Source organism: Ciceribacter sp. L1K23 (assembly GCF_018122705.1).
Lineage (GTDB): Bacteria > Pseudomonadota > Alphaproteobacteria > Rhizobiales > Rhizobiaceae > Allorhizobium.
This window is the reverse complement of the sequence record NZ_JAGRRC010000001.1, coordinates 3,116,719-3,133,552: the sequence shown is the minus strand read 5'-3', so window position 1 is coordinate 3,133,552 and position 16,834 is coordinate 3,116,719. Positions and strand designations below refer to the sequence as shown.

Here is a 16,834-nt window from a genome sequence, read left to right as displayed (position 1 = left end):
CGTCCCGGAGAGGGGGAAACACGATGGAAGTGGGGTATCGCAAGGAGCAGCCGGGAGAAGCCACGGGCATCGTGGTCGGCACAAGGACTCTCGGCCACGGCATGACGCGCGAGCAGATGATCGCGCGGCTTTCGCTGGCGGCGGGCGCTGGCAACGTCGCGGCGGGCTTGCGTATCCTCACCGAGTATGTCGGTGCATCACTCTATCTTTTGGCCAGATACGACCTAGTCCAGGAAGCCGGTCTCGATTTCGTTGTCTGCTCCAACTGGCCCTTTGATATGGTGCGCCGTGTGGAGTCCGAGCTGGCGGCAAATTACGCCCGCACCACCGAATTCGAGAAGTGTCAGTCGATCCTTCACCCGCGGTTTGCCCTCTTGCCGGATGACGCCGAGGTGCCGTCCGACATCGACAGGCATTTCTGCTCGTTGACGTTCAACGTGGGACGAACCCGGCTCGCCCTGCTGATGCTGTTTCCGACCGATGTGGTGTTGTCGCCCGAGCGGCTGCGCGAGACCGGCCTGCTGGCGGGATACTGTGTCAGTCTGTCGACCTCCCGAGGCCAGAAGACCGACAGGGAATTCGAGTTGACCGAGCGCGAGCTCGAATGCCTCTACTGGATCGCCGAGGGCAAGACCAGCGACGAGATCGCGATGATTCTCGGCATTTCGAGAAACACCATCAACAACTACATCACCAGCGTGATGCGCAAGACGGCGACCAAGACGCGATCGGAAGCGATTGCCTACGCCGTTCGCAACAATCTCGTTTAGGGCTGGGACGCGACCATGACTTACACCGGCGACCATACGGAAAAAGGGCGGCTTGAAATGCCAGCGGTCCAGATCCGCAATGCGGTTAGTAGGTCGGACGTCTTTCCAAAGTTCCTGTCGATCCAGAAGTCACTAAATACGCGCAGCTTTGCTTTCCTGAGGGTTTCGGGCGCCAGTCTGCCGGGCAAGCGTCGTCTGGAAACGCAGATGGAAAACTGGGATCCCGTCGTCGGGGGTGGGTCGGCTGCATTTGTCGGCGCCTATGGTGATCAGCTTCTGCAGCATCTCGATGTGTCGATTCTGCCGATGGTTTGGAACGCCCAGGACGGCGAGGGGCTTGCCGACGTCTACGATTTCGCGCCGTTCGTTATCCAGTTGAAGCAGCGGCTTTTACCCAATTCAGGCATTGCGTTTCCGGTGCGTCTCGGCGCGGTCGGAAACGGTGTTGTGATTTTTGCAAGCAATCTCGAGATCGACCTTTCCGGCGAGGCGATCCTCGACGCGCATGGTCGTTGCTGCAAGCTGGTTATGGAGGTGCTGGCGCTCGAGGAACGTCGGCTCAGCCCCTCCGATGCGCTTAGCGATCGGGAGATCGCCTGTCTGCAGCTTGCCGGTGACGGGCGCATCAGCGAGGAGATCGCCGAAAAGCTCGGCCTTTCCGTGCATACGGTGAATGCCTATCTCGGCTCGGCGACGATAAAGCTCGACTCGGTGAACCGCATACAGGCGATAGCCAAGGCGATTCGCCTTGGCTACATCCACTGACAACTAATCGAGTGTTTTTCGCGTAAGAACGGACCGGCTCACCCGTGAACCGGCGACCCATGCTGTTTAATGAAGCGCGACTCTTCGAGAGCCTGTGCGAGAAACGCCGTGTTTTCATGCGGGTCGGCGCTGGGCTTTTCGAAGGCGATGTGGTTGATCTCAAGCCCGGCCTGCCGATCGCCCAGGCTGAGCTTGGCGTAAATCGTTACGTCCTTGGGTCGTATTTCCAGATCCAGCGAGACCTCCGGCATCTCGCCCCAATCCAGCCGATATTCGCCGCCCGCTCCAAAGATCACGGTTCCCGGATGGAAATAGAGCTCGGCAGCTGACGCCACGAGATCGGACAGGCTGCTGTAGAACTCGAATCGCAGCAGCGCGATCAAATCCGCCGCATCGAGCAGGCGTAACTCTGATGCAACCGGGCTTATGGCGCGTGCAACAATCTTTTCCCGCTCGTCGGTATAGGGGCTTTTTTTCATTTTCTTCCGGGTACCCGTTGTTTCTGAGCCTGCTTGACGTAAACCCGGTGCACGAGCTCCGCCACGGCCTTGTAGAAAACTGACGGGATGACACTATCCACCGAGACTTGCGCAAACATGGATCGTGCAAGCGGGGGATCTTCGAAAATCGGAATGCCGTTCTGACCCGCGATCTCACGAATCTTAAGCGCGATGAGGTCTTGGCCCTTGGCCACCACCACCGGAGCGTCGTTTTCCTCCCGCACATAGCGTAGCGCGACCGCATAGTGCGTCGGGTTCGTGATCACCAGGGTAGCTCTCGGCACGTTGTTGATCATGCGCCGGCGCGCGCGGTCGCGGGCGATCGATCTCTGGCGCGACTTAACGATCGGGTCGCCCTGAGACTGTTTGTATTCGTCCTTGATCTCCTGCTTTGTCATACGCAACTCGCTGTACCAATGGTGCCTCGTCCAAAAGAGGTCCACGGCGGCAAGAACTGCTGTGGCGGCAAGAATGACGAGCATAGCCTGCCGCATGAGCACGTCGATTCGGGTGAATACAGTCTCCGGTTCCGAAAACATCGCGTCGAGGATCGCGAAATAGTCGTCGCGCATCACCACGACCATGATGACCGACACGATAATGATCTTGAAAAGCGATTTGCCGAACTCCACCAGCCCCTGGGCGCTGAAAAGCCTGTTCCATCCCTTGATCAGCGAGATGCGGTTGGCCTGCGGTCTGATTCGCTCCAGCACGAACTGCGGCATGTTCTGCGCGAAAGCGGAGACGAGTCCGGCGAAAATAAAAAGCGCCATGACGGGAATGAGCAGGGAAGCAGACGCCCAGCCGAGATGGACGAAGAGCGACACCACGTCGGAAGCCGTTGCGATGTGCCACTGGTCAGGTTGTTCGAAGAGGTCGCGCAGCGTCTCGCCGACGCGCGCCACCCCGTCGGGCACAAAAAACACAAGATAGAGGTAGAAGGCGAGCGAAGAAGCGAAAATCGCCACCTCTCGAGAAACCGGTACATTGCCCTTCTCGATCGCGTCCCGCAGTTTTTTCTCTGTCGGGTCTTCTGTTTTACTCTCTTTGTCCTCGTCGTCGGCCAAGATATCGCCTCGTCGTTAGGGCGTGCGTGCGCGCCGATACGCAGGTTTAGGACCGTCTTTGCGACGGACGTATGTTTCAGTCAGATGCTGCTAAAACGTATAACTCCGGCCGTTGTCGCGCAATCGGCCGGAGTTCATGGTGCGGGTTATCAACAAGGTGCTTGTGTCAGGCGGCCTCTTCGCCACCTTCCGTTTCCTTGAGCTGGATCTGCCCGGCATTGGCGAGCCTGATCGCTTCCTGCGCCACGGCGCGGCGGGCGATCGCGATTTCGCGCGGATTGATACCGGTCGCGCCGGCGCCGAGATCGGCCTCGATCATGCGGCGCGAGCGTGGGCTGATCGAGGACAGGACGATCTCGCGGATCTCGGCATTGGCGCCACGCAACGCCATCGTGAGGATTTCGCCGGATATGTCGTTGAGCAGCATGACGCGGCTGCGCTGCGGCATCGCCAGCAGGTCCTCGAACAGGAAGATCTTCGGACGCACCTTGTTGACGGCTTCCTTGCTGATCGATTCGAGCGAGTCGAGCAGGGTATCGACCTGCGGCTTGTCGAGTTCGTTCATCAGTTCGGCCACCTTGTTGGTGCCGGTGGAGTTCTTGTCGGCCTCGATCTCCGCGATCAGGTCCTGAATCCGGTTCTCGATGATCTGTGCCGCCTTGGGGCTGACATTTTTCAGATTGACGGTCCTGTTCATGATATCGGCGCGCCGGCTTTCGGGCAGCTTCAGCAGAACCTTGGCACCAAAGCCGGAGGGCAGCATCGACAGGATATACGCGACAGTCTGTGGATGCTCACGCATCAGGTAGCGGGCGATGAAGTCCGGCTCCGCGTCCTGCAGGCGGTCCCAGATGGAGGCCTCGAAGGCCTGGAAGGCGGTACGGCGGCCGAGCAGCCCGTCGACCTCCTCGGGGGTCAGGCCTTCCTCAAGGATAGCCTCGATCGCCCGGGCATTGTCCATGAGACCCGCACCTTCGGTGAACAGGTCCTCGAATTCGTTGACGAGCTCGTTCAGCTCGTCCGGCGGAATGGCGCGCAGGGTCTGGGCCGAGGCGATGATCGTCTGCAACTCGGCCTGTGTGAAATACTTCAGCAGCTTGCCGGCAACGCCCTTGCCCATGGCCAGCAGCACGGCGGCCGCCTTGTCTGCCTGGGAGAGCGGCTTGCCGACCGCAGTGCTACCAAAGTCGTCAAAGTCCATCATGGTCTTTCCCCTCTGGCCCTAACTGGGTCAGTGCGCCTTCGTACTCAATACTTCAATCAGCTTGACACCGAAACGGGTGTCGTCATTTTCCAGCACGGTGATTTCGCCGCGAGCTATCTTGCGGCCGTTCACCATGATCTCGACCGGTTCCCCGATCTTCTTGTCCAGCGCGATAATGGCGCCTTCCTCAAGACTCATCAGTCCCGAGACCTGCATGCGGCTTGAGCCGAGCACGATCTGAACCTCGATCGGAATATCCATGATCAGGTCGAGGTTTGCCGTCAGTGCGCTGCCGGGAGCCTGCATGCTCGACGACGAATCACCAAAGGAGGCACCGCCGCCGAAATCGTCGCCACCGAAGTCGGCGCCGCCGCCGAGGTCGGAACCGAGATCGCCACCGCCGAAGTCGCCGCCGCCAAAGTCCGAATCGAACGATGACGTTGTCTCTGCTTCGCCGCCGGCCGCCGGAAAATCGCCGAAATCGGCGCTGAAGTCACCGCCGAGTTCAGGCAGTCCGCCCTCCTCGTCGGCTTTCAGCACGCCGCGAAGGTCGCCGACCGCCTGGTCGAAATCGGCATCGGTCGCCGCCGGAAAATCCAGCGCGTCTTCTTCGGTCACAGATGTCTTTTTCGTAGCCATGAAATCATTATTCCTGTTGAAACTTGCCTCAACCTGCCCGTTGTACCCTAGCGGCGATTTTGCCGCTCATCCCATCAGATGGCGGAGGATGTCGTCGTCGGTCGTGACGTTGTCCTTGACCCGAACCGTGTATTTCTCGCCCGACCGTCCAAACTCGCACCTGTAGAGGTCCTTGCCGTTGGCGCTGACATCCACCGTGACGTCGCCACGTTCCTCGAACGCGATGACGTCGCCGACGGCCAGACGCGAGACGGTGCCAAGCGTGAGCGGCTGGAGCCTTATCCTCGCCTCGAGCGTCACCTGGGAGCGTCGTACCTGCTCGGCCAGATGCTCCGACCATTCGGAATTGCGTCCGCCCTGTCCTTTCGAACGCGGTATTGTGACGACGGTCTTCAGCAGCGCCTTCTGCGGAATGATCAGGACGAACTCGGAGACGACTTCGCCGAGGTCGATACCCATCCGGATCGCAACGGCGTACTCGTCCTCGTGATCCTCGTCCGGCTTCGGCCGGTCCTCGGCGTTGTGGGCCTTTTCGAGAAGCGTCTCGAATCCACCCGGCGCGTTGACGCCCGAGCGCAATACGCTGCCGATCTTCTCGAACACCATGCTGGAAAGATCGAGTTCGATGCCGGAAAGCGGCCGTTCGATCGGCTGCTCGATCGTTCCCGACAGGGCGCCGAGCAGGTTTTCCATCAGCGTGATGATGAAGGCGTTGCCGCAAGCAAGCACGAAACTCGGCGACCAGTTGCGCAACGAAGCATCGCTGAGGGCGACATTCTCGCCCAAATCGGCGATCAGGTCGTTCTTGAGGCCGGATTCGTGGCCCTTGTAGTAGACGGTCACCGTCAGGCCGGTTTCGCTGTGGATCACGTCTGGCAGGAACTCGACATAGAGCCGGCCGACATCGCTGCAGAGGCGGTCCAGCGTCTTTCTGTCGCCCAAGCCGCCGGTCAACCGGGCAAGCAGCGCGCGATCCATGGTCGGGGTGGGGGAGGATTGCGTCTCGGTTTCGCTCATGCTCATGCCGCCTTGTTCTCACCGCCGGGGTTCATCATTTCCTGCTCGACGGCGTCGATCGACGGACGTTCGTAGGCCGAAATCGTCTTGCGGCCATACTCCAGCGCGACCTGCGGCACGGAGCCGTTCATGTAGGCGAGCAACGTCTGCTTGACGATGATGTAGAGGCGATGCTGCTTGGTGCGGACGATCTTGATTTGCGAGGTCAGCGGGTTGCACAGGCAGTAGGACAGGAAGATGCCGAGCATCGTGCCGACAAGCGCGGCGCCGATGAGACCGCCCAGCACCTCCGGCGACTCGTTGATCTTCGCCATGGCTTTGATAACGCCGAGAACCGCCGCGATGATACCGATGGCCGGGAAGGAATCGCCGATTGCCAGGATCGAGTTGTATGGCTTCATCTTGTCATGGAGGATCGTGTTGATTTCCTCATCCATCAACGCCTCTATTTCGTGGCTGCGGGCATTGCCGATGATGATGAGGCGGACGTAGTCACAGATGAAAGACGTCAGTTCCTTGTTCTTCAGGACCGACGGCGCCGCCTGGAAGATCGGCGATTCGTCCGGGTTGTCGATGTGCGCTTCGATTTCGTTACGCGACTTCGTGCGAAGGTCGCGCATCAGCGAGTAAAGGCATCCAAGGACGTCCAGATAGGCGCGTTCCTTGGGCACAGCGTGTTTGAATGCCTCGCCGATTGCCTTGCCGGAATCCTTTACCACCTTCATCGGGTTGCCCATGATGAAGGCGCCGACCCCGGCGCCGCCGATAATGACCAGCTCGAAGGGCTGGACCAGAACGTCGACATGGCCGCCCATGGCCATGAAGCCGCCCAACACGCAGCCTACGGTGATCACAAATCCGATGATGATATTCATGTCGTGCCCAACCAGAACGTTAAGTCTCAGACTGGACGATAGGCACAGTTCCTTGCGTGAGGCTGTCGATTTTCCCCTTCATGGTTTGTGAACCTACAAACAGTTTCGCACAAGCCTTTGCTGCCATTTAGAGCGATAACGGAAGCCCGATTGTTTCAATCAAGAGGCAGAAGGCCGTGACGACAACATATATCAGCTATCAGCAGATCAGCGGCAATATAGGCAAGTCGATCGAGCGCATATCCCAGAAGCCGGATGTCGCGCGCGAGACGGAATACTATTTGTCGCGTATCGGAGAGATCAAGTCGGTCGACGAATTCATGGCCGATACACGTCTCTACAATTACGCCTTGAAGGCCCATGGTCTGGAAGACATGGCCTATGCCAAGGCGCTGATCCGCAAGGTCCTGACGGAAGGTGTTTCAAGTGAGGACGCCTTCGCCAATCAGCTGAGCGACAGCCGATATGCTGGCCTGGCCGAGACGCTGAACTTCGAAGCGTTCGGCGAGGCTGCGACTTCCTTTACCAAGGCGCAGCAGGGCGTGGTCGACATGTACATGCGCCAGTCTCTCGAAGAGGAGGCCGGTGAAGACAACACCGGCGTCCGGCTTGCGCTCTACTTCGAGCGCAACGCCTCGAAGATCACGTCCGGCTACGACATTCTTGCCGACGATGCCTTGGCCGAAGTGGCGCGTGTCGCGCTTGATCTGCCGGACGAGATCGCTGCGTCCGACATCGACAAGCAGGCGCAGTACCTCGAAAAGCGCCTGAGCATCGAGGAGTTTCAGGATCCTGAATATGTCGGCAAGTTTCTGGAGCGCTTCACCGCGATGTGGGAGCTCAAGAACCCGTCGCAGAATTACGATCCGCTCGCCGTATTCGGCTCATCCGCCGGCCACGGCATTTCCGCGGATCTGCTCATCTCCATTAATTCGTTGAAGCTAGGAGGCAGCTAAGTTGCAGTCCGGATTGTATGTTTCCCTGTCCTCGCAGATCGCGCTGGAACGGCGTCTGACGACCATCGCCGACAACATGGCCAACCTCAACACGGTCGGCTTCCGGTCGACCGAGGTCAAGTTCGACGAGGTTCTGAGCAAGACGCAGAACGACCTGAACGCCAAGATCGCCTTCGTGTCGCAGGGCAACGACTATCTCTCGACCCGCTCGGGTGAACTGCAGCAGACCAACAATGCGCTCGACTTCGCCGTGAAGGGTGACGCATGGTTTGCGATCGATACGCCCGTCGGCATGGTGTTGACCCGCGACGGCCGCTTTACCATTCAGGAAACCGGACAGCTGGTGTCGTCCCGGGGATATCCGGTGCTCGATGCTGGTGGCGCGCCGATACAGCTCAATCGCGCTGGCGGACCGCCGGAAGTCGGCGCTGACGGCATGATCATGCAGGACGGCGTCCAGGTGGCGCAGCTCGGTCTCTTCACCGCCGATGTCCGTGAGGGCTTCTTGCGCTACGAAAACAGCGGCGTGACGACGGTCGACGATCCGCAGCCGGTTGTCGATAACGCCGAAATCTCCGTTCTTCAGGGCTATATCGAGAATTCCAATGTCAATGGCATCGGTGAAATGACCCAGCTCATTCAGGTCAACCGTGCCTTCGAAAGCATCTCGTCCCTGATCACCGAGAGCGAGCGGACGATGTCCGAGGCGATCAGAACGCTCGGCGGATCGAGCTGATCCGCGTTTCCGGGAGTGAACCATGATCGAGCTTGATGCCCCGCCGGTATCGGTAACTGGCAAGCTGACCCAATTGGTGGGCCTTGCCGAACGCTATGCCGCGCCCGAGCATGCGGTGACAAACGGGGGGCATGTCCGCACCATCGCGGCCGGCCACTACACCGTCACAGGCCTCTCGCGCCATGTCCGGCTCGGCGAATTTGTCGCCCACCGCAGTGCAACCGGCATTCATCTCGGTGAGGTCGTTCGGGTCGAGCCCGACGCGGCCTATGTCTGTCCGATCGAGCCCGGCGAACCGATTGGCATCCATGACGTGGTTATACGCAAGGGCGCGTTTCGCATCGCTCCGAATGAAAGCTGGTGCGGACGCACCATAAATGCCTTGGGCGAGCCCATCGATGGCAGGGGGCCGCTGGCGCCGGGCGACGTCCGCAGATCCATTTCCGCAAGCGCTCCTCCGTCGATGGCCCGGCGCCGGGTCGACGAAGGTTTTCGCACCGGCGTTCGCGCCATCGACATCTTTTCGCCGCTCTGCCTTGGTCAGCGCCTCGGCATCTTCGCCGGCTCCGGCGTCGGCAAGTCGACGCTGCTATCAATGCTGGCCCGCGCCGATGCATTTGACCGCGTCGTGATCGCCCTCGTCGGCGAACGCGGTCGCGAAGTCCGTGAGTTTATCGAGGACACGCTTGCCGACAACATGTCGAAGTCGATCGCGGTCGTCGCGACGAGCGATGAAAGCCCGATGCTTCGCAAGATGGCGCCGCTGTCGGCGATGACCATCGCCGAACACTTCCGCGACAAGGGAGAAAACGTTCTCTTCATCGCAGACAGCATCACGCGCTTTGCCCACGCCATTCGCGAGGTCGCCATGGCCGCCGGCGAACCACCGGTCGCACGCGGCTATCCGGCTTCTGTGTTCACTGAACTGCCACGCCTTCTAGAGCGCGCCGGCCCCGGCGAGGAAGGCCAGGGCACCATTACCGCGATCATCTCGATTCTCGTCGATGGCGACAACCACAACGACCCGATCGCCGATTCGACGCGCGGAATTCTTGATGGTCACATCGTGCTTGACCGCAGTCTTGCCGAGGAAGGGCGCTATCCACCGATTAACCCGCTGGCCTCGATTTCCCGTATGGCGCGCAAGGCCTGGACTCCGGAGCAGGAAAAGCTGGTCAGTCGCCTGAAAACGCTCATTCACCGTTTCGAGGAAACCCGTGACCTGCGTCTTATCGGCGGTTACAGGACCGGCAGTGATCCCGATCTCGATATGGCGATCAAGCAGGTACCGGTTGTTTACGAAGTGCTGAAACAATTGCCGTCCGAGCGGCCCACGGCTGACGCTTATGCCGATCTCGCCAATGCTCTGAAATCTGCTGCCGGGGGGCAGCCTGTCGCGGCAAAACCGAGGGGGTAGCAATGACCGAATCCGAAACCGTCCAGGTCGAATCAACGCATCGGCAGCCGAACGCGTCACCGGTAATCGACAAGTTGCTCGCGGGCGCGGGCATCGCCTTGGCATGCGCGGCGGCAGTATTCCCGTGGTATGTTTTCTTCAACGAGGAAAAGTTCGGCGTGCGCGTCGCGGCCTGGGAGAGGACGCGCGATCTGCCGGAGGGACCCGCCCGCAACGTCTTCAGTGTTTCGCCGCTCGCCATGGTTGACAAGGACGACGATGGAGCCGTGTCCGAGGACGGTACGGGCGTGGATGCCGTAACGACGGCCACCGTCTCCAACCTCGGAGAGGAAAAGACGGCGGTCGATTCCCCGGCGGCGAGCGCCCAACCATTTCCGGGTCGCAGCGGTTTCAGGCTGCTTCACGTAGCCAATGGCCGCGCGCTCATCGAGGACGATTCGGGCATGTTCATGGTGCGCGTCGGATCGGTTCTACCGGACAACAGCAAGGTCGCGACGCTCGAAATGCGTGACGGCAAATGGGTTATTGTCACCTCCACCGGTGCTATCTACGAGAACTGATAAGGCGCCGCATCGCGGCGCCGTGCTGGGTAAGTCCCACGCAAGATTAACGGCCTAGGTTTCAGCCAGAACGATTGGAGAAACCTATGAATCCCATCCAGCTTTTTTCCCTGGCCTCCAGGCAGGCTGAATGGCTGAGCATCCGCCAGGAGGTGGTTGCCGGCAACATCGCCAACGCCGCAACGCCGAAGTATCGCGCGAAGGAGATCACGCCGTTCAGCGCCGTTCTCGATTCCACGAGCACCAGCGCGATGGCGAGGACGCATCCCGCCCACATGGCCGCACTCGGCAGCAAGGGCGACGTGAATGTCGAGGAGGCCGACCTCAACAATGAGATCGGCGTCCAGGAGTCCGGCAACACCGTCTCCCTCTCGGCAGAACTCTCCAAGACCGGCGAGATCAAGCGTCAGTTCGAACTCAACACCAATCTCGTCTCATCCTTCCATCGCATGATGTTGATGACGGTAAAGAGGTAAGATCATGGATTCTTTGGCAGCGTCCCTCAAGATCGCCGGCAGCGGCATGGAGGCCCAGTCCACCCGCCTGCGTATCGTCTCGGAAAACATCGCCAACGCTCGTTCGACCGGCGACACGCCAGGTGCCGATCCCTATCGGCGCAAGACGATCACGTTCGGCGCCGAGGTTGATAAATTGACGGGTGCCGAACTGGTCGACGTCAAGAAGCTCGGCGTCGACGACTCCGACTTCATCGAGGAATACGACCCGAGCAGCCCGGCGGCCGACGAGCGTGGCATCGTCAAGATGCCGAACGTCAACATGCTGATCGAGATGGCGGACATGCGCGAGGCCAATCGCAACTTCGAAGCCAATCTCCAGACCGTCAAGCAGACGCGCGAACTGATCTCCGCGACCATCAACCTTCTGAAGGCCTCTCAATGATTGATACTGTTCAGAACGTAAGTTCTCTCTCGCTGACGGGTGGTCTCGGCTCGATTACCGACGACATGTCGACGACGACGAGCCTGACGCCGTCCGTCACGCCTGGAATGCAGACGGGCGGGAGCTTTGCCCAGGTTCTCGGCGACATGGCGACGGACGCCATGAACAACGTCAAGCAGGCCGAGTTCATGTCTTTCGAAGGTATCAAGGGCACCGCCAACACCCGCGAGGTCGTTGACGCCGTGCTCGCAGCGGAACAGTCGCTGCAAACCGCCATCGCGTTCCGCGACAAGATCGTGAACGCCTATCTCGAAATCACCAAGATGCAGATCTGACTGAGCTGAGGACGTAAAATGAGAGCGCTTGCTATCGCCGCCACGGGTATGGACGCCCAGCAGACCAATCTTGAGGTCATCGCCAACAACATCGCCAACATCAACACGACGGGCTACAAGCGCGCGCGTGCCGAGTTCGCCGACCTTCTCTACCAGACCGAGCGCGCCCAGGGCGTGCCGAACCGCGCAAACCAGGCGATCGTGCCGGAAGGCGCCAATATCGGTCTCGGCGTACAGACCTCGGCTGTCCGAAACATCCACAGTCAGGGCGAACTGACCCAGACGACAAACGAACTGGATGTGGCCCTGATCGGTCGCGGTTGGTTCCAGATCCAGTCGCCCGACGGCACGACGCTCTACAGCCGTGCCGGCGCCTTCAACAAGGGGCCGGACGGCCAGCTTGTGACGATCGACGGTTATGCGGTCGTCCCCGGCATCATCGTCCCCGATGACGCGAGCGAGATATCCATCAGCCGTACCGGCACGGTATCGGCTCGCCTGGGTAACGATACCGACTTCACCGAACTCGGCCAGCTCACGATCGCCAACTTCGTCAACGAGGCCGGCCTCAAGCCGCTCGGCGACAACCTGTTCGCTGAGACCGCCGCATCGGGCGAGCCGATCGTCGCGGCGCCGGAAGATCCGGGCTTCGGCTACATCAAGCAGGGCTATCTCGAAGCGTCCAACGTCGACGCGGTGAAGGAAATCACCGACCTCATCTCCGCGCAGCGCGCCTACGAGATGAATTCGAAGGTCATCACCACTGCCGACGAAATGGCCCAGATCGTCAGCAAAAACCTGAAGTAAGACAATGGAGGTGGTCGAACATGACGTTTTACCGCAAATGGATCGATGAACGGATCGCGGCGGCATTGATCGCTGTCGCCATGCTGCTCCTCGGATCGGTGGCAACGGCCACCGCTCAGGTCCGCTATGCCGTCGTGCCCACCGCCATCATCTATCCCGGCGAGGAAATTTCGCCGACACAGGTCGAGGAGGTGGAAATCACCAATCCGAACCTCGCCGGCGGTTATGCCGATTCGATGACTCAGGTCATCGGCATGGTGACGAAGCGCACGCTTCTGCCCGGCCGCACGATTCCCGTTTCGGCGCTGCGCGAACCCTTTGCGGTCAAGCGCGGCACAAATCTCCGGCTCACCTTCGCAATCGGCAACATGATGATTTCCGCCGCCGGCTCGCCGCTGCAGGACGCGGCAATAGGCGATGTGATCAAGGTCAGAAATCTCGACTCGGGTGTGATCGTCACAGGCACGGTCATGGCTGACGGTACTGTTCAGGTGATTGCACGATGAGAGTCTTCCGTTTCGCACTTGTGCTTCTGCACACGCTCGCGCTCGCGCTCGGGCTTGCGCCGCTGCCGGCAGGCGCCGCCGGCGGCACGTCGCGCATCAAGGACATCGCCTCGCTGCAATCCGGCCGCGACAACCAGCTGATCGGGTACGGCTTGATCGTCGGCCTGCAGGGAACCGGCGACAGCCTTCGCGCCTCGCCGTTCACCGAACAATCCATGCGCGCCATGCTGCAGAACCTCGGCATCTCGACCCAGGGCGGCCAGTCGAATGCCAAGAACACCGCCGCCGTCATGGTCACGGCCAACCTGCCGCCTTTTGCGAGCCCTGGCAGTCGTATCGACGCAACGGTAAGCTCGCTGGGCGACGCGACTTCGCTGCGCGGCGGCACGCTGATCATGACCTCGCTGTCCGGCGCAGACGGCCAGATCTACGCCGTCGCGCAAGGGTCGATCATCGTCTCCGGCTTCAGTGCACAGGGTCAGGCAGCATCTGTGACCGAAGGTGTCACGACGGCTGGCCGAGTACCAAACGGCGCAATCGTCGAGCGCGAACTGCCGTCCAAGTTCAAGGACGCCATCAACCTCGTCTTGCAGCTCCGCAACCCGGACTTTACCACCGCAATAGGCATTGCCGATACGATCAACGCCTATGCGCGCGCCAACTATGGCGCACCGATCGCAGAGGCGCGCGATTCGCAGGAAGTCGTCGTCGAAAAGCCGAGGACCGCGGATCTTGCGCGCCTGATGGCCGATATCGAAAACCTCGTTGTCGAAACGGACACGCCGGCCAAGGTGGTCATCAACGAACGGACCGGTACCATCGTCATCGGCGCCGATGTCCGCGTCGCCAAGGTTGCGGTGAGCTACGGCACGCTGACCGTCCAGGTCACGGAAACCCCGCAAGTCATCCAGCCTGAGCCGTTCTCGCGCGGCCAGACGGCGATCCAGCCGCAGACCGATATTCTCGCCCAGAAGGAAGGCGGCAACGTCGCCATCGTCGAGGGGCCGGATCTGCGCACCCTCGTCGCCGGCCTCAACAATATCGGCGTCAAGCCCGACGGCATCATCGCGATCCTCCAGGGGATCAAGTCGGCCGGCGCCCTTCAAGCGGAGCTCGTCCTGCAATGATCGCAGCACATCGTCTGAAGTCCATCCGTCCCCTCGGTTATGCCGTCGTTTCCAGTCTGCTTATCGGCGTCGCTTGGACCATGGCTCCGGCCGTGGCGGTTTCCCAGGAAGCCGCCGTGCCGCAGCCGTCGGTCCTTGATGCGGTCACGCAGGAAGAAATCCAGAAGTTCTGCACATCGATCGCCGATCCGGCCCGCGATCAGCGCTACCTCCTGCAGAAGCAGGAGCTGGAGCAGCTCCAGGCCGGTGTCGACAGCCGTATTGCCGTGCTTGAGGAGCGGAAAGCCGAATACGAGGACTGGCTGAAACGCCGCAACGATTTCATGAAGCAGGCCGAGGGCCAGCTGGTGGAAATCTACAAGAAGATGCCGGCGGACGCCGCCGCGCCGCAGCTCCAGGAAACCGATGCAATCCTGGCCGCCGCCATCATCATGAAACTTCCTCCGCGTCAGTCGAGCCTCATCCTCGCTGAAATGGAGCCGACAAAGGCCGCCACGGTCGCCTCGATCATGTCGAGCGCCGGTGACCCCACCACATCGAAGGACCCGACATGAACACTCGTATTCCGGCCGTTCTGGCTCTCGTAGTCCTGGCGGGTTGCCAAAGCCAGACGGTCAAGGAAATCGGCAACGCGCCGGCGATGAGCCCGATCGGCAGCGGTCTGCGCTATAGCCAGACGCCGCAGATGGCACTCTACCCTAAGCAGCCCCAGCAGGTGGCGCGCGGCTACTCGCTGTGGAGCGACAGTCAGTCGGCGCTCTTCAAGGACGCGCGGGCGCTGAATGTCGGCGACATCCTCACCGTCAACATTCAGATCAACGACAAGGCCTCGTTCGAAAACGCGACCGATCGCAGCCGTACCAATTCGACAGGCCTTAAATGGGGCCTCAATGTCCAGAACTTCCTGGGCTTCTCGACGGATGCCGGCTCCACCGGCGATCTCGGGTCGGACTCCGATACGAGTTCCAAGGGCAAGGGCAAGACAGAACGGTCCGAGAAGCTGACGCTCCTGGTCGCGGCCGTCGTCACCGGTGTGCTGGAAAACGGCAATCTCTTGATCAGCGGTTCGCAGGAGGTTCGCGTCAACCACGAAATCCGCATCCTCAACGTCGCCGGTATCGTTCGGCCGCAGGATGTCGATGCCGACAACACGATCTCCTACGAGCGCATCGCCGAGGCCCGCATCTCCTACGGCGGCCGTGGCCGCCTGACCGAAGTTCAGCAGCCGCCGATCGGCCAGCAGGTCGTCGACATCTACTCGCCCTTCTAAGGAGGGCGGGTTCAAGGGCAGAGCGCCACGCCAGGAAAGCCGGACATGGAAGCCGAGGAAACCGAACAGAAGAAAAAGACATCTCCGATGGTCATGATGATCGTGGCCATCGCGATCCTCACGCTGCTGGGCGCCGGTGGCGGCTGGGTCGTGGGCGGCATGATCGCGCCGAAGGTGCAGGTCGCCGAGGACGAGGCGAAGAAAGCTGCCGAGGCGGCGGGAGGTCACGGCGGGGGCAAGGAAGAAGAAGGCCTGCCACACGTCGCCACCGAGGCGAACGGTATCGTTCAGCTCGAGCCCATCACTACCAATCTCGCCTATCCGTCCGAAAACTGGATTCGTCTCGAGGTTGCTCTGCTGTTCAAGGGCGCTCCTGACGTCGTTATCGCCGAGAGCATCCACCAGGATATCCTCGCCTATCTGCGCACCGTCTCCCTCCAGCAGGTCGAGGGGCCGCGTGGCTTTCAATATTTGAAGGATGACATCCAGGAGCGTGTTGACCTCCGCTCCGAAGGACGAGTAACGAAGGTGATGTTCAGGACCTTCGTGATCGAATGATTCGATTCCTATTTCTCTTCGCCGTCATGATGGCGGTACCGGAGCTTGCGCACGCTCAGCAACTCCCCAACATCTTCAACGAGCCGATCGACGGCTCGGTCGCGGCCTGGATTATCCGTACCTTCGGATTGCTGACCGTTCTTTCGGTCGCCCCCGGCATCCTGATCATGGTGACGAGCTTTCCGCGCTTCATCATCGCCTTTTCGATCCTGCGCTCCGGCATGGGACTTGCGACCACGCCGTCCAACATGATCCTGGTCAGCCTGGCGCTGTTCATGACCTTCTACGTCATGGCGCCTACCATGGACCGGGCCTGGAGCGATGGCGCCCAACCGCTGCTCGACAATCAGATCACCGAGGCGGAGGCCATCCAGCGCATCGCCGAGCCGTTCCGCACCTTCATGCAGGCGAATACCCGCGACAAGGATCTCGCCCTCTTCGTCGATATCGCCAACGAACGCGGCCAGACGACGATCACCGAGGGCCGTGTCGACTACCGCGTCCTGATCCCTGCCTTCATGCTGTCGGAAATCCGCCGCGGCTTCGAGATCGGCTTCCTCGTCATCCTGCCGTTCCTGGTCATCGACCTGATTGTCGCAACAATCACCATGGCCATGGGTATGATGATGCTACCGCCGACATCGATTTCGCTTCCCTTCAAGGTCCTGTTCTTCGTGCTGATCGATGGCTGGAACCTGATGGTCGGAAGCCTGGTGCGATCCTTCGCCTGACAACCTTATCGATTCAATCCTTGTTTACTATGCACGCGAGACGAGTCCCTCTGGACCCGTTCTGTTAAGGCGTTGGCAATAATTGGCTGTGATT

Annotated in this window: 22 protein-coding genes; 16 read left to right on the top strand and 6 right to left on the bottom strand. The window is 60.5% G+C overall.

All coding sequences use genetic code 11. The features are described 5' to 3' along the window. Positions 1-101 precede the first annotated feature (101 nt). Both J5J10_RS15130 and J5J10_RS15125 read left to right on the top strand, forming a co-directional pair. On the top strand, positions 102-770 hold the full coding sequence (locus J5J10_RS15130) for a helix-turn-helix transcriptional regulator (RefSeq protein ID WP_246745883.1): 669 nt from the start codon (positions 102-104) through the stop codon (positions 768-770). A 57-nt stretch (positions 771-827) separates the two neighbouring features. Beyond that, complete coding sequence (locus J5J10_RS15125; RefSeq protein WP_246745882.1) at positions 828-1,535, top strand: helix-turn-helix transcriptional regulator; 708 nt, start codon at positions 828-830, stop codon at positions 1,533-1,535. Positions 1,536-1,573: 38 nt separating this feature from the next. Here the strand turns inward: J5J10_RS15125 and J5J10_RS15120 are convergent, their stop codons facing one another. From J5J10_RS15120 to motA, 6 genes are all read right to left on the bottom strand, one after another. Then, positions 1,574-2,014, bottom strand: coding sequence for a hypothetical protein (locus J5J10_RS15120; protein ID WP_208547930.1), 441 nt, complete (start codon positions 2,012-2,014; stop codon positions 1,574-1,576). Further along, a complete protein-coding gene (flhB, locus tag J5J10_RS15115; RefSeq protein WP_208547929.1) occupies positions 2,011-3,102 on the bottom strand; it encodes a flagellar biosynthesis protein FlhB in 1,092 nt (363 codons plus the stop codon). Before flhB ends, J5J10_RS15120 begins: the two co-directional genes overlap by 4 nt. Before the next feature lie 166 nt (positions 3,103-3,268). Further along, complete coding sequence (gene fliG, locus J5J10_RS15110) at positions 3,269-4,306, bottom strand: flagellar motor switch protein FliG (RefSeq protein WP_211930494.1); 1,038 nt, start codon at positions 4,304-4,306, stop codon at positions 3,269-3,271. Between the two features lie 27 nt (positions 4,307-4,333). Beyond that, the gene (fliN, locus tag J5J10_RS15105) at positions 4,334-4,945 is read right to left on the bottom strand and encodes a flagellar motor switch protein FliN (protein WP_211930493.1); all 612 of its coding nucleotides are present in this window, start codon (positions 4,943-4,945) and stop codon (positions 4,334-4,336) included. A gap of 66 nt (positions 4,946-5,011) precedes the next feature. Next, positions 5,012-5,968, bottom strand: coding sequence for a FliM/FliN family flagellar motor switch protein (locus tag J5J10_RS15100; protein WP_211930492.1), 957 nt, complete (start codon positions 5,966-5,968; stop codon positions 5,012-5,014). Beyond that, positions 5,965-6,837 carry a flagellar motor stator protein MotA gene (gene motA, locus J5J10_RS15095; RefSeq protein ID WP_208547925.1) on the bottom strand — a complete coding sequence of 291 codons (873 nt, stop codon included), beginning with the start codon at positions 6,835-6,837 and terminating at the stop codon, positions 5,965-5,967. The genes J5J10_RS15100 and motA overlap by 4 nt, the downstream gene beginning before the upstream one ends. A gap of 176 nt (positions 6,838-7,013) precedes the next feature. Between motA and J5J10_RS15090 the strand changes: the two genes are divergently transcribed. From J5J10_RS15090 to fliP, 14 genes are all read left to right on the top strand, one after another. Next, a complete protein-coding gene (locus J5J10_RS15090) occupies positions 7,014-7,793 on the top strand; it encodes a DUF1217 domain-containing protein (RefSeq protein WP_208547924.1) in 780 nt (259 codons plus the stop codon). A gap of 1 nt (position 7,794) precedes the next feature. After that, a complete protein-coding gene (flgF, locus tag J5J10_RS15085) occupies positions 7,795-8,529 on the top strand; it encodes a flagellar basal-body rod protein FlgF (RefSeq protein ID WP_208547923.1) in 735 nt (244 codons plus the stop codon). A gap of 22 nt (positions 8,530-8,551) precedes the next feature. Further along, positions 8,552-9,946 (top strand): flagellar protein export ATPase FliI, encoded by a 1,395-nt coding sequence (gene fliI / locus J5J10_RS15080; RefSeq protein WP_208547922.1) that lies wholly within the window; start codon positions 8,552-8,554, stop codon positions 9,944-9,946. 2 nt (positions 9,947-9,948) lie between these two features. Continuing rightward, positions 9,949-10,506, top strand: a complete 558-nt coding sequence (locus J5J10_RS15075) for a flagellar protein (RefSeq protein WP_208547921.1) — start codon at positions 9,949-9,951, stop codon at positions 10,504-10,506. Positions 10,507-10,592: 86 nt separating this feature from the next. Beyond that, a complete protein-coding gene (gene flgB / locus J5J10_RS15070; RefSeq protein ID WP_211930491.1) occupies positions 10,593-10,982 on the top strand; it encodes a flagellar basal body rod protein FlgB in 390 nt (129 codons plus the stop codon). A gap of 4 nt (positions 10,983-10,986) precedes the next feature. Next, a complete protein-coding gene (gene flgC / locus J5J10_RS15065; RefSeq protein ID WP_208547919.1) occupies positions 10,987-11,406 on the top strand; it encodes a flagellar basal body rod protein FlgC in 420 nt (139 codons plus the stop codon). Then, the gene (locus tag J5J10_RS15060; RefSeq protein ID WP_211930490.1) at positions 11,403-11,741 is read left to right on the top strand and encodes a flagellar hook-basal body complex protein FliE; all 339 of its coding nucleotides are present in this window, start codon (positions 11,403-11,405) and stop codon (positions 11,739-11,741) included. The genes flgC and J5J10_RS15060 overlap by 4 nt, the downstream gene beginning before the upstream one ends. A gap of 18 nt (positions 11,742-11,759) precedes the next feature. Further along, a complete protein-coding gene (gene flgG / locus J5J10_RS15055; RefSeq protein WP_208547917.1) occupies positions 11,760-12,548 on the top strand; it encodes a flagellar basal-body rod protein FlgG in 789 nt (262 codons plus the stop codon). Between the two features lie 20 nt (positions 12,549-12,568). Continuing rightward, on the top strand, positions 12,569-13,054 hold the full coding sequence (gene flgA / locus J5J10_RS15050) for a flagellar basal body P-ring formation chaperone FlgA (RefSeq protein WP_208547916.1): 486 nt from the start codon (positions 12,569-12,571) through the stop codon (positions 13,052-13,054). Then, complete coding sequence (locus J5J10_RS15045; protein ID WP_211930489.1) at positions 13,051-14,181, top strand: flagellar basal body P-ring protein FlgI; 1,131 nt, start codon at positions 13,051-13,053, stop codon at positions 14,179-14,181. Before flgA ends, J5J10_RS15045 begins: the two co-directional genes overlap by 4 nt. An 80-nt stretch (positions 14,182-14,261) precedes the next feature. Further along, positions 14,262-14,735 carry a MotE family protein gene (locus J5J10_RS15040; RefSeq protein WP_246745881.1) on the top strand — a complete coding sequence of 158 codons (474 nt, stop codon included), beginning with the start codon at positions 14,262-14,264 and terminating at the stop codon, positions 14,733-14,735. After that, on the top strand, positions 14,732-15,451 hold the full coding sequence (flgH, locus tag J5J10_RS15035; protein WP_208547913.1) for a flagellar basal body L-ring protein FlgH: 720 nt from the start codon (positions 14,732-14,734) through the stop codon (positions 15,449-15,451). The genes J5J10_RS15040 and flgH overlap by 4 nt, the downstream gene beginning before the upstream one ends. Before the next feature lie 45 nt (positions 15,452-15,496). After that, entirely contained in the window at positions 15,497-16,009 is a 513-nt protein-coding gene (locus J5J10_RS15030; RefSeq protein ID WP_208547912.1) for a flagellar basal body-associated FliL family protein, read from the top strand. After that, on the top strand, positions 16,006-16,740 hold the full coding sequence (gene fliP / locus J5J10_RS15025; RefSeq protein WP_208547911.1) for a flagellar type III secretion system pore protein FliP: 735 nt from the start codon (positions 16,006-16,008) through the stop codon (positions 16,738-16,740). Before J5J10_RS15030 ends, fliP begins: the two co-directional genes overlap by 4 nt. The last annotated feature ends 94 nt before the right edge of the window (positions 16,741-16,834 follow it).

What these genes read in the sequence shown, in the direction of transcription:
- J5J10_RS15125 (WP_246745882.1), top strand. Translation starts at nt 828, where the DNA reads ATGCCAGCGGTCCAGATCCGCAATGCGGTTAGTAGGTCGGACGTCTTT.
- fliP (WP_208547911.1), top strand. Translation starts at nt 16,006, where the DNA reads ATGATTCGATTCCTATTTCTCTTCGCCGTCATGATGGCGGTACCGGAG.
- flgG (WP_208547917.1), top strand. Translation starts at nt 11,760, where the DNA reads ATGAGAGCGCTTGCTATCGCCGCCACGGGTATGGACGCCCAGCAGACC.
- fliG (WP_211930494.1), bottom strand. Translation starts at nt 4,306, where the DNA reads ATGATGGACTTTGACGACTTTGGTAGCACTGCGGTCGGCAAGCCGCTC.
- flgH (WP_208547913.1), top strand. Translation starts at nt 14,732, where the DNA reads ATGAACACTCGTATTCCGGCCGTTCTGGCTCTCGTAGTCCTGGCGGGT.
- flgC (WP_208547919.1), top strand. Translation starts at nt 10,987, where the DNA reads ATGGATTCTTTGGCAGCGTCCCTCAAGATCGCCGGCAGCGGCATGGAG.
- J5J10_RS15120 (WP_208547930.1), bottom strand. Translation starts at nt 2,014, where the DNA reads ATGAAAAAAAGCCCCTATACCGACGAGCGGGAAAAGATTGTTGCACGC.
- J5J10_RS15060 (WP_211930490.1), top strand. Translation starts at nt 11,403, where the DNA reads ATGATTGATACTGTTCAGAACGTAAGTTCTCTCTCGCTGACGGGTGGT.
- J5J10_RS15100 (WP_211930492.1), bottom strand. Translation starts at nt 5,968, where the DNA reads ATGAGCATGAGCGAAACCGAGACGCAATCCTCCCCCACCCCGACCATG.
- J5J10_RS15045 (WP_211930489.1), top strand. Translation starts at nt 13,051, where the DNA reads ATGAGAGTCTTCCGTTTCGCACTTGTGCTTCTGCACACGCTCGCGCTC.
- fliN (WP_211930493.1), bottom strand. Translation starts at nt 4,945, where the DNA reads ATGGCTACGAAAAAGACATCTGTGACCGAAGAAGACGCGCTGGATTTT.
- flgB (WP_211930491.1), top strand. Translation starts at nt 10,593, where the DNA reads ATGAATCCCATCCAGCTTTTTTCCCTGGCCTCCAGGCAGGCTGAATGG.
- motA (WP_208547925.1), bottom strand. Translation starts at nt 6,837, where the DNA reads ATGAATATCATCATCGGATTTGTGATCACCGTAGGCTGCGTGTTGGGC.
- flgA (WP_208547916.1), top strand. Translation starts at nt 12,569, where the DNA reads ATGACGTTTTACCGCAAATGGATCGATGAACGGATCGCGGCGGCATTG.
- fliI (WP_208547922.1), top strand. Translation starts at nt 8,552, where the DNA reads ATGATCGAGCTTGATGCCCCGCCGGTATCGGTAACTGGCAAGCTGACC.
- J5J10_RS15130 (WP_246745883.1), top strand. Translation starts at nt 102, where the DNA reads ATGACGCGCGAGCAGATGATCGCGCGGCTTTCGCTGGCGGCGGGCGCT.
- J5J10_RS15040 (WP_246745881.1), top strand. Translation starts at nt 14,262, where the DNA reads ATGGCTCCGGCCGTGGCGGTTTCCCAGGAAGCCGCCGTGCCGCAGCCG.
- J5J10_RS15030 (WP_208547912.1), top strand. Translation starts at nt 15,497, where the DNA reads ATGGAAGCCGAGGAAACCGAACAGAAGAAAAAGACATCTCCGATGGTC.
- J5J10_RS15075 (WP_208547921.1), top strand. Translation starts at nt 9,949, where the DNA reads ATGACCGAATCCGAAACCGTCCAGGTCGAATCAACGCATCGGCAGCCG.